Consider the following 25871-nt stretch of genomic DNA (forward strand, 5'->3'; position numbering starts at 1 on the left):
CCCTGATGTCAGGAAAGTACGTATTTTACGTCGCATAACGCCGAAGCTTCCGGAGCAGGCATGAGCAGGTGTCCCGCCCGTCGCGCCTCAGTTCCGGGTTCCGGAAACTTGACGTGCTGCAAAAGGTGCATCGCGCCTCGCTTACGTCGCGCACGATAGCGGCGCGTGCGCATGGCCCATCTGGGCTTCGATCGCGGCGACGATCGCATCGGCGCCGTCGGCTCAAGGTCGGCCGAGCGGCATGACAACGACATCGTGAAGTTGTGCAGGTTGACTCGATTCTCTGCTTGCCTAATTAGGTTCTCGGGGCTCAGCGCAAATCACTACAGTCGGTATGATATCTTCCCGCATCCGAACGCTTGTCCTTGTTGTTGTTCTCCTGGCCGGCAGTTCGATCGTGTCCTCCTGCGTCGCCCCTGACGACACGTCGAACCTCCCAAAGGAAGACGCCACAACGGCGGCAGCCCGCAAAGAGATGGTCGGTCTCAGCGAGGCGGACGTTCGAATGTGCGCTGGCTTTCCGACTGCCACCGCCGATGCGGGCGGAAGCAAGATCTGGACGTATCAGCGTACCGTTCAACGCGGCAATCTCAACGTCGTGATTCCAACTTTGGCCGTGGGTGCGGTCCCGACGGTTGGAGGATCGCTCAATGTCGATCCTGGCGGCTATTGCAACACGCAAATTCGAATGATCGATGGCCATGTTGCCGAGGTCGCCTACGCCGGCGACAACAACACGCCGAACCACCGCGATGCGCTCTGCGTCAGCACGGTAGACGGCTGCGTGGCATATGCCCGCCGGCGCCATCAGGTCAGGACAGGAGCCGTTTCCAGGTAATCGGGCCGGCTGGCGCACCCCAGGCCCTGCACCGTTCGTTCCTATGTCAGGCAGGCGTTCTATATTCCGAACAGCCGCCAGAGACCGACCTCCCCGCCGATCAGCCTTGCGAAGGCCGATCGCCCGGAACCATTCTTGTGGTCGGGAGTACAAGTAGTCGGGAGTACAGGGACGGCAGACGATGATCATCACCCGCAGGACATTCGTGAAGGCTGCCGCCACTTCCGGAGCGGCTCTGGTGTTGCCGGGAACCGCGCCCGGCGCGCCGCCTGCGCCGATGGTGCGGGCCGTGCCCTCCTCGGGAGAGATGCTTCCCGCTGTGGGCCTGGGCACCTGGATCACCTTCAATGTCGGCGACGATCCGGTGCTGCGCGACGAGTGCGCCGAGGTGATGGCGGCCTTCTTCGCGGCGGGCGGCCGCATGATCGATTCCTCGCCCATGTACGGCTCCTCGCAGCCTGTGATCGGCTATGGCCTCGAGAAGCTCGGCCGGCCCGAAGCGCTGTTTTCCGCCGAGAAGGTCTGGACCTCCTCCGCGGCCGACGGACCCGCGCAGATCGAGCAGTCGCGCCGCTTGTGGGGTGTGCCGCGCTTCGATCTCGTGCAGGTCCACAATCTCGTCGCCTGGGAAACGCATCTCGAAACCTTATTCGCCAAGAAGGCGGACGGGCGGATCCGTTATGTCGGCATCACGACGTCCGAAGGACGACGGCACGACCTGTTCGAACAAATCATGCACGCGCATCCGCTCGACTTCGTGCAGCTCACCTATAACATCGTCGACCGCGAGGCGGAGGAGCGGCTCCTGCCGCTGGCGGCCGAGCGCGGGATGGCCGTCATCGTCAACCGGCCGTTTCGCCAAGGCGCGCTGACGCGCCAGCTCGAAGGCGAGACGCTGCCGGACTGGGCGGCCGAGATCGGTGCCGGGACCTGGGCGCAGTTCATTTTGAAGTTCATCCTTTCGCATCCCTCCGTCACCGTTGCCATCCCCGCCACCACCAGCGTCGAACACGTGCGCGAGAATCTGCTGGCGGCGACCGGTCCCCTCCCCGACGCGGCCATGCGCGATCAGATGGCGGCCTACGTCCGGGATCTCTAGATGTCGGAATGGTGGACCTACCGGCTGGAAGATTTCCTGCTCTTCTCGCCGCGCGTCTACTGGCGCATGTTCGAGTTGGCCAATGCCGCCGTCTGGCCGCTGCATCTCCTGACGCTCGCCGCCGGCCTCGCCATTGTCCTGCTCGTGCTGCGGCGGCCGCGTCGCCACGGCCTCTGGATTGCGCTCGTCCTCGCCGCGCTCTTTGCCTTTGTCGGCTGGTCCTTCCTGTGGAGCCGCTATGCAGTGATCAACTGGGCGATCGCCTATGTCGCGCCGGCCTTCGGCCTGCAGGCGCTGCTGATGGCGTTCGGCGGAGCCGCGCGCGGCGGCCTCGCCTTCGAGCGGCGTGACATCGCAGCAAGGCTCGGGCTGCTGATCCTGGCCGCTGGCATCGTCGTCTATCCCCTCCTCCCGCCGCTCTTCGGGCGCCCATGGGCGAGCGCCGAGGTCTTCGGCATCGCGCCGGACCCGACTGCGATCACGACGCTCGGCGTGCTGCTTGCAGCGAGCGGCGGGCCTGTGCCGCTGCTGTTTGCGATCCCGCTGCTGTGGCTTCTGCTCAGCGGCCTGACGCTCCATGCCATGGGCGATCCGCAAGCCTGGCTGCCGCTTCTGGCAGCGGCCACCACTGTCGCTGCCTTGGCCCTGCGCCGCATTGCCCGATGATTTGGCGGCGCGCTCGGCATTTGCTCTGGCGGCGTTGCTGCTCACCGGCGCGGTCTATATCGCGCAGGCCTTCCGCCGATCGTCGGCGCTCTCAACGCGCCGCCCATACCAGGCCGCGACGAAATATCGTTCGCATCTGCGGCACCGCGAACTCCTTGGCGGCATGTCCGAGCGCGGAATAGAACACCCTTCCCTTGCCGTGCCGGCGCTTCCAGACGACCGGCATGACCACGCCTTCGATCCAGGACGCGTGCTCGCCGGAGAAGGTGGTGGTCGCCAGCACCTCATTCGATGGATCCACATGCATGTAGTACTGCTCAGAACGGTACGAGAAATCATCGATGCCGTTCATGATCGGATCGTCGCGCCTGGTGATGTCGACCCGGTAGTCGATGATGTTGCCTGGGTGGGCCACCCACTGACCGCCGCACATGAACTGGTATTCCGTGGCCTCACGAAAGGCATCGCACATGCCGCCGTGATAGCCGCCAAGGCCGACACCGCCCTCGACTGCCTTTGTCAGGTTGAGCTCCTCGTTCTTCGCAAGCTTGGCCATCGTGTAGATCGGGACGATCAGGCTCAGATCGGCGATCGAAGGGTCGGCGAATATCTCGGTCGTGGTTTCGACGCGCACGCCAAACCCTTCCTCTTCGAGCATCGCCTTGACGACGCGCGCACCTTCTTCCGGCTCGTGTCCATCCCAGCCGCCCCATACGATCAGCGCTTGCCGCATATTCTTCTCCGGCAGTTGTGCATGAAGACTGTCAGCAAGATGATCGATGAAACAAGAGCTGTACGAAATTAGTGGTGACGGGTTTGAGTTTGGCAGTTTGCGCAGCACAGCCCCAACGCCGCGGTAGCACGGTTCAGTGGATTGCCGCATTCTTCTAGCTGCCTGGCGCAGGCCAGGTTGGCGACGCTCATGGCAACCGATACCAACAGCGCAAAAGCCATGCTTGATGCCGATAGGCTCGGCACTGCAAGGGTGGTGATCTGCCCCTTAGAACCACCGCCGCTCAGGTTCGGAACTCTTTGCAATCACAATTCCCAAGACAACACCGAGCACGCCGCCAAGCATCATCGCCGAAGATATTGTGCCTGGGTTCTGCTGGACAGTTTCAGTCACGGTGTGCGCCTGGCTACGCAATTGCCGGGCTGCGCGCGAGGCCCGTTCGGCGGCGCCGTCGTACCAGCCCTGTGCCTCCTCGGCGCGGTCGGAAAGGGTCCGATTTATTTTCGTGATCTCGCGGCGAAGCTCAGCGATCTGCTTCTTCATCGCCTCCTGGGCTTCGTTTGCCGCCTTTGAGGCGCCTGCGTTGTTAGCGGTTTCGGCCATTGGATCTCTCCCTTTGGTATCAAACAGGGGAACGGTCGCAGGCGCGCAGGGTTCCTTGTCTTGGAAAACAGCACCGTTGATTGCGTTATCAAGCATTCCCCTGCACGCGCGTGTGGCGAGCTATGATTCTCTCCTCGTCGGTCGCGACGACGCGTATTTCGACCTTGCTGTCCGGTCGGCTTATGATCTCGGCATGAGAGCCATTGGATGGCTCATCGATCGCCACGCCAAGCCAATGAAGCCTTTCGCATATTGCCTTGCGGACCGGCGCTGAGCGCTCGCCAATGCCGGCGGTGAACACGAGGCATTCGAGGCCGCCCAACGTGTTGGCGAGTGCGGCAACTTCCCTTGCGGCCCGGAAAGCAAAAAGTTCTACCGCTTCGCGGGCGTGGGGATCGTCGCTCGCTTCCAGCGTGCGCATGTCGCCCGAGATGCGGGATATTCCGAGCAGCCCGGATTCCTCATACAGCATGTGCTGCAGAGCCTCCCCCGCGATACCTCTCTCCAGGATGAAGTACAAAAGCACGCCCGGATCGATGGCGCCGCAACGCGTACCCATGACCAGGCCGTCGAGCGCGGAAAAGCCCATCGTCGTATCGACGCTTCTTCCGTCGCGCATGGCGCACAGGCTCGCTCCGTTGCCGAGATGGGCGACGATTGTCCGCTTCGCCGCAAGAGCGGGCGCTATCTCCTTGAGCCGCCCGGCGATGTATTCGTAGGAAAGACCATGAAACCCGTAGCGGCGAATTCCGTCCTCATCAAATCTACGCGGTAGCGCGAAGCGGCTCACGATCGGATCGATCGTCTGATGGAAGGCTGTGTCGAAACATCCGACCTGCGGCAGATCCGGCCGCAGCGCCGCAAGTGTGCGGATCGGCGCGAGACTGCGAGGCTGATGCAGCGGAGCAAGCGGCGTCAGCCTGTCCAAGGCCTCGATTACGTCCGGCGTCAGACGGACGGGTTCGACGAACTCGCGCCCGCCATGCACGATGCGGTGTCCGGCGGAGACCAGTTTTCTGCCGCCAAGTTCGCTCTCGATCCAGTCGAGCAATGCGCCGATGCTGGCCTCGTACGCGTCTCCGGCAAGCGGCCGATCACACTGCACTGTTCCATCGGCCGCTTTCACGCTGAGCCTCGGCGCATCGCCCAGGTCCAGCGTACCACGCGAGACGAGTTGCAGTTCTGCGGAGGGTTCAACATCGTATAGTCCGAATTTGATGCTGGAGGAGCCGGCGTTCAGTGCAAGAATGGCGTGTCGCATCACTCGGCAACCTTCGTCGCACTGTTACCAGGCCAGTTCCACTTCTGAATTTCGGGCATGTCTTCGCCGTACTCGCGGACGTAAGCCTTGTGTTCCGCAAGCTTCCCGTGAAGTTCGGCGGCAAGATTTTTCGCCTGTTCGGCGAGACCTGGCACGTGTTTGATCGCGGCGAGCGCCAGGTTGAAACGGTCAAGTTCATTGAGCACAACCATGTCGAACGGCGTGGTGGTTGTACCTTCCTCGCGAAAACCGTGCACATGCATGTTGTCATGGTTGGCGCGTCGGTAGGTCAGCCGGTGGATGAGGTAGGGATAGCCGTGATAGGCGAAGATGACCGGCCTGGTTTTCGTGAACAGCGCGTCGAAATCCTCATCGGCAAGGCCATGCGGATGCTTTGAATTCGACTGCAGCGTCATCAGGTCGACCACATTGACGACGCGAATCTTCAGGTCCGGAAGCGCCGAACGCAAGATGTCGGTGGCAGCGAGCGTCTCCAGTGTCGGCACGTCGCCGGCGCAGGCCATCACCACATCCGGATCCTCGCCCTTCGCAACCGTTCCGGCCCATTCCCAGATCCCCGCCCCCGCGCTGCAGTGCGTTTCTGCATCTTCAACAGACAGCCATTGCGGCGCCGGCTGCTTGCCGGCGGTGATAACGTTGATGCGGTTGTAGGTTCTCATGCAATGGTCGGTGATCCAGAGCAGCGTGTTGGCATCCGGCGGGAAATAGAGCCTGACGGTATCGGCCTTCTTGTTGGCGACGAGATCGGCAAAGCCCGGATCCTGGTGGCTGAAGCCGTTGTGATCCTGCCGCCAGACATGAGAGGTCAGCAGGTAATTGAGTGAAGCGATCGGCTTGCGCCAGGCAAGCTCGCGGGATGTCTTCAGCCATTTCGCATGCTGGTTGACCATGGAATCGACGATGTGGATGAACGCCTCGTAACAGGAAAACATGCCATGCCGGCCGGTCAGCAGATAGCCCTCCAGCCAACCCTGGCAGAGATGCTCGCTGAGCACTTCCATGACACGGCCGTCACGGGAGAGCTGGACGTCGTAGGGCTCGATCCGCTGCATCCAGACCCGGTCCGTAACCTCGAAGACGTCGTCAAGGCGGTTGGAGGACGTCTCATCCGGCCCCATCAGCCGGAAATTCCTGGCCTCCGCATTCAGGCGTATGACGTCGCGGAGATAGCTTCCGAGAATCCGCGTCGCCTCGGCTGTGGCACCTCCCGGACGCGCCACGTCGAGCGCCAGGCTTTTCCAATCGGGAAGCACGAGGTCGCGCTTCAGCAATCCGCCATTGGCATAGGGGGTTGCGCCCATGCGCTTTGACCCCGTTGGCGCAAGCGCCGCCAACTCTGGACGCAGATGCCCACTGTTGTCGAACAGCTTTTCCGGCTCATAGCTCCGCATCCAATCTTCGAGGATCTTGCGGTGCGCCTCGTTGCCGCGCGCGTTCGACACCGGAACTTGATGCGAGCGCCAGAAATCCTCGACCTTCTTGCCGTCGACCTCCTTCGGTCCGGTCCACCCCTTCGGGCTGCGCAGCACGATCATCGGCCACAGCGGACGCTCTCCCTGCCAGCCCGACGCTCGGGCGCGCTTCTGGATCGAGCGGATTCTGTCCAGCGCAGTGTCCAGCTTCGTGGCCATCAACCGATGCATGGGAATCGGCTCGTGTCCTTCGACGAAAAGTGGCTCGTAGCCATAGCCGGCGAACAGGCCCCGCAATTCCACGTCATCCATGCGGGCAAGGATCGTCGGGTTGGCGATCTTGTAGCCGTTGAGATGCAGGATCGGCAGCACGGCGCCGTCGGATGCCGGGTTGAGGAACTTGTTGGAGTGCCATGCCGCCGCGAGCGGACCGGTCTCCGCTTCACCGTCGCCGACGACGCAGGCGACCACCAGATCAGGATTGTCGAAGGCTGCGCCGAAGGCATGGACCAGCGCATATCCCAGTTCTCCGCCTTCATGGATCGAGCCGGGCGTTTCCGGAGCAGCGTGGCTCGGCACTCCACCGGGGAAGGAGAATTGCCTGAAGAGTCTCCTCAGGCCGTCTTCGCCCTGGCCGATCTCAGGATAGATCTCGCTGTAGGTGCCCTCAAGCCACGTGTTCGCCACCATCGCCGGGCCGCCATGACCTGGGCCGCAGATAAACAGAACGTCGAGACCGCGTTCCCGGATAACGCGGTTCAGGTGGACGTAGATGAAGTTGAGGCCAGGTGTCGTGCCCCAATGGCCGAGCAGCCGCGGCTTGACGTGCTCGGCTTTCACGGGCTCGCGCAGCAGCGGATTGTCGAGCAGGTAGATCTGGCCGACCGAAATGTAGTTCGCGGCGCGCCAATAGCGATCCATGAGATTGACCTGATCAAGGCCTGTTGTCTGCGCAGTGGTCCGAGCCTCGTCGTTCATCGAAACATCTCCAGAATGCGTTCGCCCGTCGATATCTGGAGTGAGATTGCCTCGGAGAAAGGATTTTCACGGAAATAAGTTCGGCTGGAGCCGCCATCCGCGCCTGCCAATCGCTCTTTTGCAGGAACCTGGAAGCTCGCCAACGGTTAAGGAGACGAGCCGCCGAAATGAGATCAAGCGCGAGCAGAGTGCACGCCGATCGAGGGATTGTCGCCGGGGAGCCGTTAGGCACGATTGGGGGACAATCAGTGCGGAGCACCGCCAGCCCGAAAGAGGAGCAAAAGATGCTCGATCTTCCCGATGCACGCGACCGAATGGTCGAAGTCCAGCTCAGCCGCCGTGGCATCCATGACCGCGAGGTGCTGGAAGCGATGCGTGAGGTTCCACGCGAGGCTTTCGTCGCACCCGGCTTTGAAGAATTCGCCTACGAGGATGGGCCGCTGCCGATCGCCGAAGGTCAGACGATATCGCAGCCCTACATCGTCGCCTTGATGATCGAGATGGCAGAGATCGGACCGGGCGACCATGTCCTGGAGGTTGGCACCGGCTCAGGGTACGCGGCTGCCGTGATGAGCCGGATCGTCGAACGCGTCTACACGATCGAACGCCACGCCGGGTTGGCCGAAACGGCGAGACAGCGGTTCGAAGAGCTTGGCTATGACAATATTGAAGTCCGCACCGGCGATGGCACTAAAGGCTGGCCCGACGCAGCGCCCTTCGACGCCATTCTGGTCGCCGCCGGCGGACCCGGTGCGCCGCTTGCCCTTCAGCAACAGCTCGACGTCGGCGGCAGGCTCGTGATCCCGGTAGGCGACGAACCGGATGATCAGCGCCTTCTCAAGGTCACCCGAACCGGCGCTGCAACTTACAGCGAGGAGGATTTCGGCGGCGTGCGGTTTGTCCCGCTCATCGGCGAGCAGGGCTGGCCCGAGAGCGGCAGCCGTATTGCTGATCGTCGGTCCGGACGCGCACGCACGCGCAGCCTGCCGGAAATGATCGCGGCAGCGGCCGAACCGCTGCCGGATTTCGACGATCCGGCGTTCGGCGAATTGTTCGACCGGTTTGGCGACCGGCGCGTCGTCCTGCTCGGTGAAGCGAGCCACGGTACGTCGGAGTTCTACCGGGCCCGTGCGGCGATCACCCGCAGGCTTATCGAGAAGCACGGCTTCACCATCGTCGCGGTCGAAGCCGACTGGCCTGACGCAGCGGCGATCGACCGCTACGTCCGCCATCGGCCGCCGCGGGCCAACGCCGGTCCGCCGTTCCAGCGGTTTCCCACCTGGATGTGGCGCAACACCGACGTTGCCGCGTTTGTCGACTGGATGCGACAACACAATGAGCGGATCAGGATATCGTCCCGGCTGGCGGGCTTCTATGGCCTCGACATCTACAATATGAGCGGATCGATCGGCGCGGTTCTGCAATATCTCGATCGGGTCGATCCGCCGGCAGCAAAGATCGCGCGTGAACGCTATGGCTGCCTGACGCCTTGGCAACATGAACCATCCACCTACGGCCGTGTCGCGCTCACATCGGGCTACGAGAAATGCGAGCAGGCCGTGCTTGAACAATGCCGCGAACTGCTTGCCAAGCAGCTCGACTATGCGCAGCAGGACGGCGTTGATTTTCTGGATGCCACCCAGAATGCCCGGCTGATCGCTTCCGCGGAACGCTACTATCGGATTATGTACTATGGCGGCGCGCAGTCTTGGAACCTGCGCGACACCCATATGTTCGAGACACTCGAGCATCTGCTGGAAGCCCGCGGGCCGAACGCCAAGGCGGTCGTGTGGGCGCATAATTCCCACATCGGAGATGCACGCTATACCGAAATGGGAATTGTCAGGGACGAAGTAAACATCGGCCAGCTCTGCCGCCAGCGTTTCGGCGACGAGGCGGCCTTGATCGGGCTCAGTACGCATTCCGGGACAGTGGCCGCGGCCTCCGACTGGGACAGCGAGATGGAAATAAAGCAGGTGCGGCCTTCCCACAACGATAGCTACGAGCGGCTTTGCCATGATTGCGGCGTCTCGCGTTTCCTGCTCGACATCAAACGCGACGACGATCTTCGCGAGCGGCTTCTGGAGCGCCGGCTGGAGCGCTTCATCGGCGTGATTTATCGGCCGGAAACCGAACTGCGCAGCCATTACGCGGATGCGTCTCTTGCCCAGCAGTTTGACGCCTTCGCCTGGTTTGACGAAACCGTCGCGGTGACGCCGCTTGGGCCGGAGCATATGGGAACGGGCGTTCCCGACACCTATCCGTTCGGGCTTTAGCCGCCTCTCGGACAACGGCGCATGAAAGTGAGTTTCGGCGGAACATTCATCGCGCCCTGCTGTTTTCTACAACAGGACCCTTTTCGAAGGAGTTGTGCCATGAGCGGAACCAAACATCCAAAGTGGAAAAAGCCGAGCGATGCCGATCTGAGGAGCAATCCCGGTATCGGGACCTCCAAGGGCACGATCAAGGAAGGCGACGAACTCTTACTCGAAGGCGAAAACACGATCGAAGGCGATGTCGAGAACGACACCAACGCCCTTGGCGGGATCAATCCAAGGCAAAGGATGCGGACGAACAAGTAGCGTCGCTGCGTGTTACGAGGCACGGGTCAGGGAGGTGCGCGCATTTTATGATTGTCGCGGCGCGCAGGAGATGTGAAGCAAGCTTCGGAGAATATCCCATGTCCGATCCTGATCCTGATCCGAACAATCCCGTGCCGATGCCGGATAATCCGAATCCTGAGCCTGCCCGGCCGCCTGCTCCGCCGGAAACTCCGCCGGATGAGCCTCCGGGCGTTCCTCCGCCTTCGCCCGATCCCGTTCCCAGCCCGCAAAGGCAGCCCGTCGAAATTCCTCCCGAGACACCATCCGAGATTCCGACGAAACCGACCTTCCCGGGTCCGACGGCCAGAGCATCGGACCCAAGAGTGGAAACCCGGCTGTAGAACGACGCCGTCGCCGGCCATCCCAGGTTCTGGTCATTCCCCGATTTGGCTGGTCGAACGTTCGTTGAGCGTCCCGCCCGTTTGCGCATCGATCGCCGCCAGGCTGACCTCATAGCCCCACAGGGTCCGGATATGGCGAAGGGCGGCGTCGCGACTGGCCTCCTCCAGCATGATGCCGTTCTTCACCTTGTGCTCCAGCCGCAATTGTCGGTCACCGAGCAGATCCACATCCACCACTTGGATATCCGGCCGGCTCGCACCGATGTCGTAGTTCTGGGCGAGCCCCGCGCGAATCTTTTCGTAACCACGCTCATTGTGGATCGACGCGACTTCGTAATGCGGTTCGCTAGCGGCATCGGCGAGGATAAAGAACCGCCATTTCCGCATCAGGGCGGGGCTCAGATACTGGCGGATGAATGATTCGTCGCGATGGTTCGCCCACGCGTCGAGCAGAGTTTCGCGCCAATTGCCGTTGCCGGCGATATCGGGGAACCAGTCACGATCCTCGGCGGTCGGCTCAGTCGATATGCGCAGGATGTCCTGCATCATGTCGAGGCCCAAGGCATAAGGATTGATGCCGGAAAAACGCGGATCGTCGAAGCCCGGCTGAAAGATCACGTTCGAATGGTTGCGCAGGATTTCCAGCATCGCACCTTCGCTGATCAGGCCGCGATCGAACAGCATGTTCATGAGTGTGTAGTGCACGAAAGTGGCGCAGCCTTCGTTCATCACCTGCGTTTGCCGCTGCGGATAGAAATATTGCGCGACGACGCGGACGATCCTGATGATTTCACGCTGCCAAGGCTCCAGGACCAGGCTGTTTTTTTCCAGGAAGTAGAGCAGGTTCTCCTCGGGCAGGTTGAGCGTTTTCTTCCGCTCTGCGATGCCGGCGTCCGTTTCCTTGGCCTTGGTCCCGTCCTTCGAAGGCGGGAGCGTGCGCCACAAATCGTTGTAAGACCGCTCTTCGTACTCCAGGCGCTCGCGAACGCCTTCACGCTGCCGCTCCGACGAGAGCTTCGGCGGTCGGCGGTATCTGAACACGCCCTGTTCCATCAGTGCGTGGGCAGCATCGAGGATCGCCTCCACCGCGGCGACGCCGTGCCGCTCCTCGCAACGGGCAATGTAACCCTTGGCGAAGTCCAGATAGCTCAGGATAGCGCTGGCATCCGTCCATTGCCGAAACAGATGATTGTTCTTGAAAAAATGATTGTGGCCAAGCGCTGCATGAGCTGTCACCAGGGCCTGCAGGGCCATGGTGTTTTCCTCCATCAGGTAGACGATGCAAGGATTGGAATTGATCACCAGTTCATAGGCGAGCCCCCGCCCGCCTTTGCGATAGAGCAATTCCTGGTAGAGAAAATGCTTGCCGAAGGACCAGTGGCGATACATCAGCGGCATGCCGACCGAGGAATAGGCGTCGAGCATCTGCTGGGACGAAATGATCTCCATCTGCACCGGATAGACGTCGAGGTGAAGCTCTTCGATCGCGAGCGCCTCGATCGCCTGGTAGGCGCGCGACAGTGTCTTGAAATCCCAGTCAGACCCTGAAAAGAGCAATCCTGATTTGCTGGTTTGGCCTGATTTGCTGGTTTGGCCGGACTTGCTGGTCTGGTTCGCCATCGGCTCCCCTCAAGCGCTTTTCTGGAAGACCGGCTGCCTGGCAAAGAGCTGGCGAAAGACCGGATAGATGTCGGCTGCGTTGGCGATACGGCTCATCTGGAAGTTCGGCCATCTCTGGTTGACAGCGCTGTAGGCGCGCCACAGCGAGGTTCCATTGTCGGTGCTGCCGAAAATATGGCTCTCGCGTTCGTCGATGATCTCGACATAGGCGAAATACTGGCACAGGCGCATGATCTGGCCGTCCATCAGGCCGATGCAGCGCTCGGAATCGGTGACGAAATTGTCGCCGTCCGATGCCTGGGCGGCATAGATGTTCCACTCGTTGCTGGGATAGCGTTGCTCGATGATGCGGCGCATCTCCTCGAGTGCCGTGGAAACGACCGTACCGCCGCTTTGCGTATTGTAGAAGAAGGTTTCCTCGTCCACCTCCTGGGCCTCGTGCGTATGGCGGATGAAGACGATTTCGGTGCGGTCGTAGCGCCGTTTCAGGAACAGGTGCAGCAGCACGAAGAAGCGCTTGGCCAGATCCTTCTCGCGTTCACCCATCGAGCCGGATACGTCCATGAGACAGAACATGACCGCATTGGCATTCGGCACGGGCTGGGGGTCGAAACGGTTGAAGCGGATGTCGACGGGATCGACATAGGCGATCCGCTTGCGGCGGCGCTCAAGACGCTCGAGCTCTTCCCGCAACGCTGCGATGCGTTGGCGTACCGGCCCCGCGCTCTGGGGCTCTGCCTCCAGGATTGCGAGTTGCTCCGCAATCGCATCAAGCTCCTCCTGCTTCGGGCGCCTGAGCGCAATCCGGCGACCATGGCTGTTTCGCATCGTGCGCCCGACATTGATGTTGGTCGGCGAACCGGTCGCGGCGAACCCGGCGCGGCGCGGCTTGAAGGCAAGTATCTCCTTGAGGTTGAGCTTGACCATGTCGGGAAGTTCGAGATCCTCGAAGAAGAGGTCGAGCACCTCCTCGCGCGAGAGCACGAAACGAAAATCGTCCTCCGAGACCGTTTTCCCGGGAGACGAACCGCCGCCGCCCTGACCGGGCTTAGGAACCCGGTCGCCCGGGGCGAAATGCTTATTGCCCGGCAGGATGTGCTGCCGCCTGCCGCTGTCTTTCGCATCGCTGAAGCTCGGCTCGGCTGTGCCCCTCGCCGGCATCGAGACAGCGTGCTCGCTGTCGACATCAGCGATCTTGCCGGTACGAATCCGATCCCGGATGCTTCGCTTCAGCTCTTCGCGCGCACGCTTCAGGAAGCGCTGGCGGTTGCCGAGGCTCTTGTCCTTCGGGTTCAGTCGGCGATCGACAAAGATCGGCATGGAACCATCCCGGCCGGACTCAGCCCGCCTTGTTCACCCGCATGTACCAGTCCACCAGCCGGCGGACCTGACGTTCGGTGTAACCGCGTCCGACCATCCGATGCACGAACTCAGTATGCCGTTTCTCCGTTACGCTGTCCTGCTTGGAGCCGAAGCTGATCACCGGGAGCAGATCCTCGACTTGGCCGAACATCCGCTTCTCGATGACTTCGCGGAGCTTTTCATAGCTTGTCCATGAGGGGTTGCGGCCATTGTTCCTCGCCCGGGCGCGCAACGTGAACTTCACGACCTCATTGCGGAAGTCCTTGGGATTGGCAATGCCGGCCGGCTTTTCGACTTGCGACAGTTCGTTGTCCAGTACCTCGCGATTGAGGATCTGGCCTGTATCGGGGTCTTTGTAGTCCTGATCCTCGATCCAGGCATCGGCGTAGGCGATGTAGCGGTCGAACAGGTTCTGGCCGTATTCGCTGTAGGATTCCAGATAGGCCTTCTGAATCTCATGGCCGATGAACTCGGCATAACGCGTCGCCAGTTCCGACTTTATGAAGTCGAGATAGGCAGCCTCCGTTTCCTTCGGGAACTGCTCGCGCTTGATAGCCTCCTCCAGAATGTACATCAGATGCACAGGATCGGCGGCCACTTCCTTGGTGTCGTAGTTGAATGTCTGCGACAGGATCTTGAAAGCAAAGCGCGTGCTGACGCCGGTCATGCCCTCGTCGACACCGGCGGCATCGCGGTATTCCTGAACCGACTTCGCCTTGGGATCTATGTCCTTGAGGTTCTCGCCGTCATAAACGCGCATCTTGGTGTAAAGCGGCGAGTTGTCGTGCTCGGCCAGACGGGTCGAGACGGTGAACCGGCTGAGAATGTCCAGCACCTCCGGTGCACAGGGACTGGAAGCCAACTCGCTTTCGCGCAGCAGCTTTTCGTAGATCTGCCTTTCTTCGGTGACCTGCAGGCAGTACGGCACCTTGACCACCAGGATGCGGTCGAGGAACGCCTCGTTGTTCTTGTTGTTCTTGAACTGCAGCCATTCCGACTCGTTGGAATGGGCTACGACGATGCCCTGATAAGGGAAAGATCCGAAGTTCTCCGTACCGTTGTAGCTGCCTTCCTGGGTAGCGGTCAGCAACGGATGGAGGACTTTGATCGGCGCCTTGAACATCTCGACGAACTCAAGCAACCCTTGCGTGGTCCGGTTCAGGCCGCCGCTGTAGGAATAGGCGTCCGGATCGGATTGGCTGAAATTCTCGAGTTGTCGTATATCGACCTTGCCGACCAGGGCCGAAACGTCCTGGTTGTTCTCATCGCCCGGCTCGGTCTTGGCGATGCCGATCTGGCGCAGCCGCGAAGGCATCAGCTTCACGACGCTGAACTTGGAGATGTCGCCGGACAGTTCATCGAGGCGCTTGGCCGCCCACGGCGAGATGAGGCCGTTCAGCCGGCGCCGCGCGATGCCGTATTTGTCCTCCAAAAGGTCGCCCATGCGGTCAGGATTGAAAAGCCCGAGCGGCGATTCGAAAACCGGGCTGATCTGGCCGCCCACCTTCAGCGTATAGATCGGACGCTGCTCCATCAGCTTCTTCAGCCGTTCTGCGAGCGAGGACTTACCGCCGCCGACAGGGCCAAGCAGATAGAGGATCTGCTTGCGTTCCTCGAGCCCTTGAGAGGCATAGCGGAAATAGCCGGCTATGCGCTCGATCGTGTCCTCCATGCCATAAAACTCGGAGAAGGTGGGATAGACCTTGATTGTCCTGTTGGCGAAAATGCGGCCGAGCCGCTCATCCATGCTGGTGTCGATCAGGGTAGGCTCGCCGATCGCCTCGACCATCCGTTCGGGCGCCGAGGCATACATCGATTTATCCTCGCGGCAGGCAAGGAGATATTGCTGGATGCTTATCTCCTCTTGCGCCGCATTCGTGTAAATCTCCGAAAACAGATCGAAGACGTCGGACTGGTTCTCGCGCATGGTATCCTCGCCCCGGCCGGTCTGGTTGCTGTCGCCCTTCATTCAACTATCGGAAAGCCTTTGTGGTTCCCTATCATCACGTAGTGCGTCTGCGACCGGATGTTAGGGGTCGAGACATATATAGTGAACGCCTGAAAGCCAGCCAGCGAATGGCCCGCATAATGGAACGTTTCCGAGGGATGTCCATTCTTCCATCAGCGCGTGCCGAGTGCAACACCCCGTCGCGGACAAGCTGTTTTTCTGGAGGAATGAACCAGGCCGCCTGCGCTTAGCAGTTGAGTTGGCGGCGCACAGGTTATTCGGTGAAGAGAACTACAGTGCACTGTCCACCCCTGGAGCGGAAGGGAGCAACGGTTTCGCTCCTTCTCGGCAACGAGGGAAAGGAGATGTTCCATGTTCGAGAACAGTATGTGGATGATCGTCGTTGCCGGCGGTCCGCTACTGCTAGCAATCCTGATCGCTTACGCACTCCTCACGTGGCGCCGTCGGGGGCCTGCAGAGCGTAGAGAAAGCGATCGGGCCACTGAGCGACTGTATCGCGAGGAAAAGGACCGGCCGGGCCGAGGCAGCTGAGAACCGTATCGAGAGCTCAGACTTTTGTCTTGCTGCTGCAATCGGGCCAAAGCGCCTGGATCTGCTTCGGCAACGCGTCTCGCACCTTGACCGACTGGCCGACGTCGACATGCCTGGCGAGAACTTTGAACACGGATTTCGTCGCACCTCGGGACTCACGGGTCGAGTGGATTTCATCCTCTCGGCCACCCGCCGCAGGAAGTGCCATGATCTCGTCCAGCCAGATGTTTGTCGTCTGCAGGGTTTTTGTCAAAAACCTTCGAGCCGGTTGCGCTCATCGTCGCCTCCTTTCGCAACCAAGGCTCGCCCCCAACATTCGCCCTAACACTAGCCCCAACGCTAACTATGACGGGCAAACGGGGATCGAGCGCAATTGTTTCGTCACTCGTTGAAAAATTGCCAAAATAGCAACGGCGAATGCAGCTAGTTCGAAAGCTCAGTTGCCCGGAACCTTCCGCCCCTCTCGCCGGTTTACGGCAGAGGGGTTGGAAATGGTTCAATATTTCAGCCTGTCCGCTGCGTCATTATCGCTCGCGAGCGGCTTTGCCGGCGCCTGGTCGGTACTTGAGCCCGCGGGAGCGGAAGCGCAGCAGATAGCCATACTGTTTTGGATAATGCTAAGTGGCGGTGCCGTCATCTGGCTGGGCGTGGTCGGCGTGCTTCTTCATTCAGCCCTATTCAACCGCCGCAGGCTGGCCGAAAAGTCTGCCAGCAGGATCATCCTTTGGGGCGGCGTGGTCTTCCCGTCGGTCACGCTTTGTGCCCTGCTCGCCTATGCACTGTGGCTGATGCCTGGGCTTCGGCCCTTCGCCCAGGCGAGCGCCGCCGGCCTGCGGATTGAAATCACCGGCAGGCAGTTCTGGTGGGAAGTTGTCTACCGCCCAGCTCAGGGACCGCCGGTCGCGTCCGCCAACGAGATCAGGCTGCCGGTCGGCGAGCGCGTCGAATTCACCCTGAAAAGCGCCGATGTGATCCATTCCTTCTGGATCCCACCGCTCGGCGGCAAGATGGATATGATCCCCGGTCGCACCAACCGGCTTTCGCTTATGGCTACGAAACCCGGCATCTTCCGCGGGCCCTGTGCGGAATATTGCGGCACGTCTCACGCGCTGATGGCGTTCTCGGCCGTGGCGATGGAGCCCGAAGCATTCCGGTCCTGGCTCGCCGCCCAAGCAATTCCCGCGGAAGGCGCCGGCGCGAGCGGCGGCGCGCTGTTTCTGCGCCATGGCTGCGGGTCCTGCCATTTCGTCGCGGGCACCGATGCGCGCGGCCTGATCGGCCCGGATCTTTCGCATCTCGGTTCCCGCGCCACCGTCGGAGCCGGCATCCTGCCCAACACCGAAGACGCCGTCGCCCGCTTCATCGCCCGGTCCGAACTAATCAAGCCCGGCTCCAGGATGCCGGCGTTCAACATGTTGCCGCCGGACGACATTCGCGCCATCGCCGCCTGGCTGAGAGGCCTGCAATGAGCGCTGCGATCAAGAAGCGGTCGCCGGAGGAATACAAGGCGCAGGAGGAGCGGCTGCGCGCCGTCTGGGCCAATCCGGCCGGCTGGCGCTACTGGACCTCGGTGAACAATTTCCAGATTGGCCTCTGGTACGGCTCGGCGGCTTTCGCCTTCATGCTGTTCGCCGGCGCGCTCGCGCTGCTGATGCGCCTGCAGCTCGCCGTGCCCGACAACGACTTCCTGTCGGCCGACTTCTTCAACCAGGCTTTCACCCTGCACGGTACGGTGATGATGTTCCTGTTCGCGGTGCCGATCTTCGAGGCAGTCGCGATCTTCCTCCTGCCGCCGATGCTGGGCGCGCGCGAGATGCCGTTTCCGCGCCTGGGGGCGTTCAGTTTTTGGAGCTTTTTCCTCGGCGGTATCTTCGTCTGCGGCTCCATCTTCTTCAACGCGGCGCCGTCGGCAGGCTGGTTCATGTATCCGCCGCTCGCCACCGACAAGGAGTTCTCCGGCATCGGCGCCGACATCTGGCTGCTCGGCCTTTCCTTCATCGAAGTCGCCTCGATCGCGGCCGCCGTCGAGCTCATCGTCGGCATCATGAAATGCCGCGCGCCGGGCATGCGCATCAACCTGATGCCGCTCTTCGCCTGGTACCTGTTGATCGTTGCTGGAATGATCCTGTTCGCTTTCCCGCCGCTGATCGCCGGCGACCTCCTGTTCGAGATGGAACGGATGTTCGACTGGCCGTTCTTCGACGCAGCGCGCGGCGGCGACCCGCTGCTGTGGCAGCATCTGTTCTGGATATTCGGCCATCCGGAAGTCTACATCATCTTCCTGCCGGCTATCGCGCTGATGGCGATGATCGTGCCGACTTTTTCCCAGCGTCCAATCATCGGTTATTCCTGGATCGTGCTCGCGGCAGTGGGAACGGGATTCCTTTCTTTCGGCCTGTGGGTACACCACATGTTTGCGACAGGCCTGCCGCAGATCTCGCTTGCCTTCTTCTCGGCGGCCTCCGAGGCGGTGGCGATCCCGACGGGCGTGCAGATCTTCGTCTTTATCGCCACCATGCTGGCCGGCCGGGTGATCTTCTCGACCCCGATGCTGTTCGGCACCGGAGGACTTGCGATCTTCGTCATCGGCGGACTGACGGGCGTGATGGTGGCGCTCGCACCTTTCGACTGGCAGGCGCACGACACGTATTTTGTCGTCGCGCACCTCCATTATGTGCTGATCGGCGGCATGCTTTTCCCGGTCGTGGCCGGGCTCTACTATTATTACCCGCTGATCGACGCGAAGAAGCTCTCCGACCGGTTGGGGCGGCTCGCCTTCTGGCTGATGTTCTGCGGCTTCAACATCGCATTCTTCCCCATGCATCTGAGCGGCCTGCGCGGCATGCCCCGGCGCGTCTTCACCTATCCGGCCGAAATCGGCTGGGATTGGCTGAACCTGATCTCGACGGCCGGAGCCTTCATTTTCGCCGCGGGCATGCTGGTGGTTGTCTTCGACGTGCTCAGGCCGAAGCACCGGGAGCCGCGCGGCGAACTCAACCCGTGGAATGCCGGCACGCTGGAATGGATTTCCGAACCGGAGGAGAACTGGGGCGTGCGCTCGATACCCATCGTGCGCAGCCGCTATCCCCTCTGGGACCAGAAGGATCTTGCGCGCAAGGTCAATGAAGGCCGCTATTACCTCCCCGACGCGGAAGAGGGACGGCGCGAGGGACTGGTCACCTCTGTGCTCGACGCCGACCCGATCCAGGTGCTGCGTGTCGGCGGCACTTCCAATGTGACCATCGTCTCGGCCCTTTCGCTCGGAGCCTCCTTCATCGCGCTTACCTTCCACTGGTGGATCGCGACGGCGATGGCCGCAATCACCTGTTTTTGCGCCGTCATCTACTGGCTCTGGACGGGCACTGGCGAAATCCCCGAGAAGCCGGAAAAGGATGTCGGCCTGAGCCTCAGCCTGCCGCTTTATGCCTCCGGCCCCGATTCGGTCGGCTGGTGGGCGATGTTCATCACCATGGTGGGCGACGGCACGGCCTTCGCCAGCCTCGTCTTCGGCTATTTCTTCTACTGGACGATCCATGCCGACTTCACCGCGGGGATTGCCGGGCCTGATGCGATCTGGTCGCTGCTGGCTGCCATCCTGTTCGCTGCAGCGTGGGGCCTGATGGTGGCGGCCCGCATGTTCAACAGGCGCGGCGCCACGGCCACTGTGCGCGGCTTGCTGGTGCTGTCGCTGCTGACGACCGTTGCCGCGTGCGCCGCAGGCTTGGGCGCGCCGTGGTCTCCCGGCATGGACCCGACGCGCCACGTCTATCCCGCAATCGTGTGGATCCTCGTGATCTGGGTGCTCGCCCATGCCTCGCTCGGCACGGTAATGCAGGGCTATTGCCTGGCCCGCTCGCTGGCCGGCCGACTGACGCCGAAGCATGACATGGAGCTAAGCAATGTGGTGCTCTACTGGCATTTCCTGCTGGTCACCGCCGTCATCACCTTCACCACCATTGGCCTCTTTCCGGCAGCGATGTGAGGCGGCGATGCGGCTCATCCCGAAAGAGATTGAAACGCTCTGGACGCTGTTTACCGCGCCCGTGGTGTGGGCTGCGCATTTCCTCGTTTGCTACATCGGCGCGGCGGTCTATTGCGCTAAGCCCGAGCTCGTCGGGCTGAGTTTCAGCGCTGTGCGCGCGGGCATCGCCGCCGCCACTCTGATCGCCCTCTCGCTCATCGCGCTATCCGCATGGCTCGCCTGGCGGCAATGGGGCTTCGGCACAGACGATCCGCCGCATGACGATCCGACGAGACGCGACCGGACCCTGTTCCAGGGCTTTGCGACGCTGCTGCTCTCGGGTCTCAGCTTCATCGCCGTGATCTTCACCGCGATGCCCGCATTGTTCCTGACGGAGTGTATCCGGTGAGACGCGCCTGCCTCATCCTCGGTCTCCTCGTCCTCGCCCTGGTCTGGGTCGGACCGCTGCTCGATGCCTGGCGGGATTCGTTTTCGGCGCACATGCTGGCGCATATGGGAGTGGTAGCGATCGCTGCGCCGCTGATGGCGATTGGGATCCCGCTCCGCCCGGAACCAGATGCAAACCGGGCGTTCACCCTCGCCCTCCCCGCCTCCCTCGTCGAGCTTATCATTGTCTGGTCCTGGCACGCGCCGGCCTTGCGGACGCTGGCGCAAAGCTCGCTGTTTGCGACCGCCATCGAGCAGGCCACGTTCCTCGCCGCCGGGCTGTTCCTGTGGCTGGCCTGCCTGCCGCGCCGCGGTTCGGACATCACAGGCAATGCCGCCGGCGCCTTCGCCTTGCTTCTGACGTCCATCCATATGACCTTGCTCGGGGCGCTGCTGGCGCTGACCCCGAGGCCGCTTTACGGGGCGGGCGAGATAAGCTGCTTCGGCGTCGCGCTTTCCGCGCAGCAGGATCAGGAACTTGGCGGCGTAATCATGCTTTTGGTCGGCGCGGCGGTCTATCTGGCCGGCGGCGTGACGCTTTTCGCGCGCTTGCTCGCCGCCCCGCCGCGGAAGGCGGTCTGATGCATATCAGTTGGAAGAAACTCGCCATCGCGCTTGCCATTCTGCCCTTCGTCGTGGTGCTGGCCGCCTGGATCGGCTTTTTCAACGTCGGTGCGTCAAGCGGCCACTGGAAGATCACGGAATGGTTTCTCCATTTCGCCATGCGATCGGCTGTGCGCACCTATGCGCTGGCGGTCGACGTTCCAGAAGCTCTGCCGCGTCATGCGATCCAGCCCGCCGCCGGACACTTCGCGCGCGGCTGCGCCATCTGTCACGGTGCGCCGGGGGAGCCGCGATCTCCTGTCGTCATGAGAATGCTGCCGCAGCCGCCTGACCTTGCCGGGGCCGTCGGCGAATGGTCCGACGCGGAACTTTTCCGCATCGTCAAGCACGGCGTGCGCTTCACCGGCATGCCGGCCTGGCCGACGCAGGAACGCGACGACGAGGTCTGGGCGATGGTAGCCTTCCTGCGCGAACTGCCGTCGATGGGCGAAGCCACCTACCGTGACCTCGCCTATGGAGCAAGGCTTGCGCCTCCTGAAAGCGCTGCCGCTACCCTACGGCAGGCGCTCGCGGATTGCGGCCGCTGCCACGGTGGGGACGGCCTCGGGCGCGGTCCTGCGATCCCCGTTCTCGCCGGGCAGAGCGAGGCCTATCTCCTTGAAAGCCTACGTGCCTATGCCGAGGAAGGTCGGGCAAGCGGCTTGATGAGCCTGCCCGCCATTGCGGCAGGGCCTCAATCCTGGCCGGATCTGGCCAAGCATTTCGCCGCCCTGCCCACGATGCACCCCGGCGGCGAGGGCGATCCAGCACTTGTCCGGCGCGGCAGGGAAATCGCCGAGAGGGGTATCAAGGAGGCCGGCGTGCCAGCCTGTCTCGGCTGTCACGGACGACAGGACCGCAGCCCGCTTTATCCCTCCATCGCCGGCCAGCCCGAGCGCTATATCGAGGCGCAGCTTGGGCTGTTCAGGGCGGGAAAGCGGGGTGGAACGCGCTTCGGCCATCTCATGGCCAATGCCGCGAAGGGTCTCACGGACGACGACGTCCGCGCGCTTGCGGCCTACTTCGCACTATCCGCCGCTCCATCCGCAACCGGAACGCGATAAGCGCGTTTGCGTTCTTTCGACGTTTTCGAGGTTCTGGTGAAAAAGTTGCTTGCCACCCTTCTCGTGCTGATCGTTCTTTTCGTCGTCGCCGGCGGAGCGGTCTTCTTTCTGTCGCGCGAAGAGGCGACGGTTCCGATCGCGGAGACCTATGGCCCCAACCCGACCCTGCCGGAGCCCAATCCGACTTGGCTGCCGACTGTCCATGTCGCCAAGGCCGCGCCATGGCCGCAGGGCACGAAGCCGACGGCGGCCCAGGGATTTGCAGTCAACGAGTTTGCCGGCGGGCTCGACCATCCGCGCTGGCTATACCTGCTGCCAAACGGCGACGTGCTGGTGGCCGAGAGCAATGCCCCGCCCAAGCCGGACGAGGGCTTCAGAATACGCAGCATACGCAGCTTCTTCATAGAGAGCTTACGCAGCATACGCCGCTTCTTCATAGACCTCTTCCAGACCCAGGCCGGCGCGCAAACGTCTAGCGCCAATCGCATCTCGTTGCTGCGCGATCAGGATGGCGACGGAGTGGCGGAAACCAAAACGGCCTTTCTCACCGGGCTGTTCTCGCCATTCGGCATGACGCTACTTAACGGCAAGCTCTACGTCGCCAACGCCAATGCAATTGTGGCCTTTCCCTACCAGGAGGGCGCGACCGAGATCACCGCACCGGCGGAGAAGATCGTCGACCTGCCTGCGGGGAGGAACCACCACTGGACCAAGGACATGACCGCCTCACAGGACGGCACGAAGCTCTATGCGACGGTCGGATCCAATTCCAATGTCGGCGAGAACGGCTTGGAGGAAGAGGAGAACCGCGCCGCAGTGCTGGAAATCGACCTCGCCTCGAAGCAGTCGCGTCTCTTCGCCTCCGGGCTGCGCAATCCGAACGGCCTGTCCTGGAATCCGGAAAGCGGCGAACTCTGGGTCGCCGTCAACGAGCGCGACGAGATCGGCAGCGACCTCGTGCCGGACTACATGACTTCAGTGAAGGATGGCGGCTTCTACGGCTGGCCTTACAGCTACTACGGCCAGCATGTCGATAATCGCGTCAAGCCGCAGCGGCCCGACCTCGTCGCCCAGGCGATCAAGCCGGACTATGCGCTCGGGGCGCACACGGCTTCATTGGGACTGACCTTCAACACGGGCGACCTGTTCGGTCCTCAATACAGGAATGGCGCGTTCGTCGGCCAGCATGGCTCGTGGAATCGCAAGCCGCGCAGCGGCTACAAGGTGATTTTCATACCGTTTGCCGGCGGCAAGCCCTCCGGCCCGCCTCAGGACATCCTCACCGGCTTCCTGAGCGAGGACGACAAGGCCTTTGGCCGTCCTGTCGGAGTGGCGATAGACCGGCGCGGCGCCCTGCTGGTGGCGGATGATGTCGGCAACAAGGTCTGGCGGGTCGTTCCATCTCAGACGCAATCGGCACTTTGAGCGGTTCTGCTGCCCGGCGAACTGATGAGGGGGCGATAATACTCGCACACACGGCGTTCCGGGGCCGTCAAGCCGAAATCAAGCTGTCGGTAGCCCGCGTACATGCCGGACCCTCTGACGCATACGATCGGCAAGAGAAGCGAGCGAGCCTTGCGCCGTGCGCGTCCCAAGAACGGATTGCAGGACAACACCCTGGGTGGCGAATTTGTGCTTGAACGACTCTGCGCCGCACAGGAAATCGACCGTGCCCAAGCCGTGATCGATCGACCACCGTATGTAGTCCATCATCAGGATCATGCCGGGCGACGCCTGGCTGAAATCCGGATCGAAAGTGGTCACGAAGGCCATCATGGTGTGGTGCTGGACGAAGTTGATGGAGACTGCGACCATCGCGCCATTGCATTCAAGTACGAAAATGTGCAGCACGCCGGCGCGCGCCAGCGCCTCGACGAGTGCGGCGAGTACTGGCGCTCCCTCTTCGAAAAGTTGGGATTCACGCTTGCGCTCCACCAGCCATCTGCGCTTCAGGGCAGAGAGCCGGTCCAGTACCGGCTGCAGTGGCTCGTCTGGCGCAAGCAGGCGAAATTTCATTTCCCCGGCTTCTTCCAACGTCTTGACGCCGCGCCGATAGTTCTGCCGCGTTTTTTTCGATTGCTCCGCGAACCACGCGGCTCCGCTCTCCCATTGTCCGGCGACGCGATAGCTGACTTCCTCTCTGTGATTGGGGCGAAGCCTGATCCCGCCGGAGGTATCCGGAGTGAAAATTTTGCGGACCGCCGCACCCGGCAAGAGATGATTGAGAAAGGCAATATCGAAGCCACCGGCTTCACAGATCTGGGCCCATACGTCCTGCAGCGCCGATGAGGAGCATTCCGGAGCAACGAGAATATCCCCGTAATCGGTATAGCTGCCGGCCGCCCATTCGAGAAACCGCAGGCCTTTGCGCTTGCCGATCGCCATGGGAAAGACGGCAACGAGCCTGTCGCCATTCCAGACCAGGCCGATCCGCAGCGCGCGCTGGTCACGGTCCGCTACGGTATTCCACCATGCCGAAATCCAGGCATGGCTCTGAAAGATCAGCCCATCGGTGCGGTGCCAAAGATGCATCCAATCGGCCTCGATCGCAGCCAGGCGATCCGCCGAGCGGACAACTTCCAGGCGCTCTGCGCTCGAAGCGTCAATCGGAACAATGGTGTTCATGAAGGGGAACGATCCTGTGGCTGTGCGATGACATCGGGACGCCTCTGGAACAGTCGGACGACATGCCCTCCCATCTTCTTGAGCGGCAGGATGTAAAGCCCAAAGAGCGATTGATAGTCGCGCACATCGCGATCTATCAGGCCAAATTTGAGGTCTTCATCCGGATCCGGGACAAACTGCGTCCCGAACAGGCGATCCCAGAACGAAAACAGCAGGCCAAAATTCTTGTCGTAGTGGCGAGGGTCGATGCTGTGGTGCACCTGGTGCCAGTGCGGACACAGGATGATGTTGTTCAAAGGGCCGAAGGATATCTTGAAATGGGTATGGCGAACAAAGTCCATCATCAGGATGTTGCGAATGACGTAGACGTTGATGCCGAAGATAGCGATCTCTACAGGATCGAGCGCGATCAGGCTCCAGATGCCGAAGCATATTCCCGGGATGACGCCATCCCAGATACGGTTCATCAGGTCGTCCAGCGGATGAACCCGATCCTTGGTGATTCCCACCATCACCTCGGCCGAATGATGCACTTTGTGCAATTCCCACAGGAACGGGAAGTGGTGCTGGGCGACATGGTAGAGATAGTACGAAATGTCGTAGGCGATCAGCATGGTTGCGGTGAAGATGACGATCGTCACCGGTCCGGCCGGGCCATCGATGAGCGGCGCCTGGATATCAAGCAGCCAGCCGATTGCCTGGTGCGTCCCATAGCCCACGGCGGCAACGAAGGTGACGCCGGCAGGGATGAGCAGGAAAGGCATTATCGCCCGTTTGGTGACCCAGAATAGGACATCCGCTCGCGCCGACGGATGCAGGATGACTTCTGCCGGGAAAGCGAAATCGAAAAATTCCCTCAGGGATTTATGCTCGACAGTCCGCCAGTAAGCGACCACCGCGCTCCCCAGTGCCGTGAAAAACAGGAGGCCGAGCGTCAGCAGATTGAGGTTCGAAAGCTTTTCCACAATCACTCTGGCGAATTCAGAAAACATCGGTGCAGTGGCTCCTGGGCCGTAAGATGGCGTTCCGACGAATTGCGGAGCAAAAAACTTGCCAAACCCACTGCATGTTGCCCGCAACCAAGTGGCTATTGCGGCTGCAACGAGCAAAAGCATGCCGGATTTGCGCCAGACT

At 61.7% G+C, this 25871-nt stretch carries 21 protein-coding genes; 11 read left to right on the top strand and 10 right to left on the bottom strand.

Features of this window, described 5'->3' with window-relative positions; genetic code table 11:
* The first annotated feature begins 334 nt into the window (after positions 1–334).
* The 3 genes from EOA78_RS02980 (at position 335) to EOA78_RS02990 (ending at position 2603) form a co-directional block, all read left to right on the top strand.
* On the top strand, positions 335–838 hold the full coding sequence (locus EOA78_RS02980) for a hypothetical protein (protein ID WP_127313811.1): 504 nt from the start codon (positions 335–337) through the stop codon (positions 836–838).
* A gap of 181 nt (positions 839–1019) precedes the next feature.
* Complete coding sequence (locus EOA78_RS02985; RefSeq protein WP_127313812.1) at positions 1020–1937, top strand: aldo/keto reductase; 918 nt, start codon at positions 1020–1022, stop codon at positions 1935–1937.
* Entirely contained in the window at positions 1938–2603 is a 666-nt protein-coding gene (locus tag EOA78_RS02990; protein ID WP_127313813.1) for a DUF6064 family protein, read from the top strand.
* Positions 2604–2694: 91 nt separating this feature from the next.
* Here the strand turns inward: EOA78_RS02990 and EOA78_RS02995 are convergent, their stop codons facing one another.
* The 4 genes from EOA78_RS02995 to EOA78_RS03010 all read right to left on the bottom strand — a co-directional run bounded on the left by EOA78_RS02995 (position 2695) and on the right by EOA78_RS03010 (position 7611).
* The gene (locus EOA78_RS02995; protein ID WP_127313814.1) at positions 2695–3336 is read right to left on the bottom strand and encodes a ThuA domain-containing protein; all 642 of its coding nucleotides are present in this window, start codon (positions 3334–3336) and stop codon (positions 2695–2697) included.
* 267 nt (positions 3337–3603) lie between these two features.
* Positions 3604–4035: a hypothetical protein gene (locus EOA78_RS03000; RefSeq protein WP_128204295.1), complete on the bottom strand. Its 432-nt coding sequence runs from the start codon at positions 4033–4035 to the stop codon at positions 3604–3606.
* Positions 4028–5200 (bottom strand): acetate/propionate family kinase, encoded by a 1173-nt coding sequence (locus EOA78_RS03005; protein ID WP_164783619.1) that lies wholly within the window; start codon positions 5198–5200, stop codon positions 4028–4030. Before EOA78_RS03005 ends, EOA78_RS03000 begins: the two co-directional genes overlap by 8 nt.
* Positions 5200–7611 carry a phosphoketolase family protein gene (locus EOA78_RS03010; protein WP_127313817.1) on the bottom strand — a complete coding sequence of 804 codons (2412 nt, stop codon included), beginning with the start codon at positions 7609–7611 and terminating at the stop codon, positions 5200–5202. The genes EOA78_RS03005 and EOA78_RS03010 overlap by 1 nt, the downstream gene beginning before the upstream one ends.
* 284 nt (positions 7612–7895) lie before the next feature.
* On the opposite strand from EOA78_RS03010, the gene EOA78_RS03015 reads away from it, so the two are divergent.
* Both EOA78_RS03015 and EOA78_RS03020 read left to right on the top strand, forming a co-directional pair.
* On the top strand, positions 7896–9887 hold the full coding sequence (locus EOA78_RS03015; RefSeq protein ID WP_127313818.1) for a protein-L-isoaspartate(D-aspartate) O-methyltransferase: 1992 nt from the start codon (positions 7896–7898) through the stop codon (positions 9885–9887).
* 99 nt (positions 9888–9986) lie between these two features.
* The gene (locus EOA78_RS03020) at positions 9987–10193 is read left to right on the top strand and encodes a hypothetical protein (protein WP_127313819.1); all 207 of its coding nucleotides are present in this window, start codon (positions 9987–9989) and stop codon (positions 10191–10193) included.
* Positions 10194–10588: 395 nt separating this feature from the next.
* Here EOA78_RS03020 and EOA78_RS03025 read toward each other — a convergent pair whose 3' ends face one another.
* The 4 genes from EOA78_RS03025 to EOA78_RS03045 all read right to left on the bottom strand — a co-directional run bounded on the left by EOA78_RS03025 (position 10589) and on the right by EOA78_RS03045 (position 16290).
* Positions 10589–12175: a SpoVR family protein gene (locus EOA78_RS03025; protein ID WP_127313820.1), complete on the bottom strand. Its 1587-nt coding sequence runs from the start codon at positions 12173–12175 to the stop codon at positions 10589–10591.
* 9 nt (positions 12176–12184) lie between these two features.
* Positions 12185–13495, bottom strand: coding sequence for a YeaH/YhbH family protein (locus tag EOA78_RS03030; protein ID WP_127313821.1), 1311 nt, complete (start codon positions 13493–13495; stop codon positions 12185–12187).
* Between the two features lie 19 nt (positions 13496–13514).
* A complete protein-coding gene (locus EOA78_RS03035) occupies positions 13515–15464 on the bottom strand; it encodes a PrkA family serine protein kinase (RefSeq protein WP_127313889.1) in 1950 nt (649 codons plus the stop codon).
* A 589-nt stretch (positions 15465–16053) separates the two neighbouring features.
* Positions 16054–16290 (bottom strand): hypothetical protein, encoded by a 237-nt coding sequence (locus tag EOA78_RS03045; RefSeq protein ID WP_245477244.1) that lies wholly within the window; start codon positions 16288–16290, stop codon positions 16054–16056.
* Between the two features lie 238 nt (positions 16291–16528).
* Here EOA78_RS03045 and coxB point away from each other — a divergent pair, with 238 nt between their 5' ends.
* From coxB to EOA78_RS03075, 6 genes are all read left to right on the top strand, one after another.
* Positions 16529–17506: a cytochrome c oxidase subunit II gene (gene coxB / locus EOA78_RS03050; RefSeq protein WP_127313823.1), complete on the top strand. Its 978-nt coding sequence runs from the start codon at positions 16529–16531 to the stop codon at positions 17504–17506.
* Positions 17503–20019, top strand: coding sequence for a cytochrome c oxidase subunit I (gene ctaD / locus EOA78_RS03055; protein WP_127313824.1), 2517 nt, complete (start codon positions 17503–17505; stop codon positions 20017–20019). Before coxB ends, ctaD begins: the two co-directional genes overlap by 4 nt.
* 7 nt (positions 20020–20026) lie before the next feature.
* Positions 20027–20407, top strand: coding sequence for a hypothetical protein (locus tag EOA78_RS03060; RefSeq protein ID WP_127313825.1), 381 nt, complete (start codon positions 20027–20029; stop codon positions 20405–20407).
* Positions 20404–21027, top strand: coding sequence for a cytochrome c oxidase assembly protein (locus EOA78_RS03065; RefSeq protein ID WP_164783620.1), 624 nt, complete (start codon positions 20404–20406; stop codon positions 21025–21027). The genes EOA78_RS03060 and EOA78_RS03065 overlap by 4 nt, the downstream gene beginning before the upstream one ends.
* A complete protein-coding gene (locus EOA78_RS03070) occupies positions 21027–22112 on the top strand; it encodes a c-type cytochrome (RefSeq protein ID WP_164783621.1) in 1086 nt (361 codons plus the stop codon). Before EOA78_RS03065 ends, EOA78_RS03070 begins: the two co-directional genes overlap by 1 nt.
* A 108-nt stretch (positions 22113–22220) precedes the next feature.
* Positions 22221–23537: a sorbosone dehydrogenase family protein gene (locus EOA78_RS03075; RefSeq protein WP_245477320.1), complete on the top strand. Its 1317-nt coding sequence runs from the start codon at positions 22221–22223 to the stop codon at positions 23535–23537.
* A 78-nt stretch (positions 23538–23615) separates the two neighbouring features.
* Here EOA78_RS03075 and EOA78_RS03080 read toward each other — a convergent pair whose 3' ends face one another.
* Both EOA78_RS03080 and EOA78_RS03085 read right to left on the bottom strand, forming a co-directional pair.
* Positions 23616–24497: a GNAT family N-acetyltransferase gene (locus EOA78_RS03080; RefSeq protein ID WP_245477249.1), complete on the bottom strand. Its 882-nt coding sequence runs from the start codon at positions 24495–24497 to the stop codon at positions 23616–23618.
* 236 nt (positions 24498–24733) lie between these two features.
* Entirely contained in the window at positions 24734–25729 is a 996-nt protein-coding gene (locus EOA78_RS03085) for a sterol desaturase family protein (RefSeq protein ID WP_127313829.1), read from the bottom strand.
* Between the last annotated feature and the right edge of the window lie 142 nt (positions 25730–25871).

Source organism: Mesorhizobium sp. M5C.F.Cr.IN.023.01.1.1, from assembly GCF_003997585.1.
Taxonomy (GTDB): domain Bacteria; phylum Pseudomonadota; class Alphaproteobacteria; order Rhizobiales; family Rhizobiaceae; genus Mesorhizobium; species Mesorhizobium wenxiniae.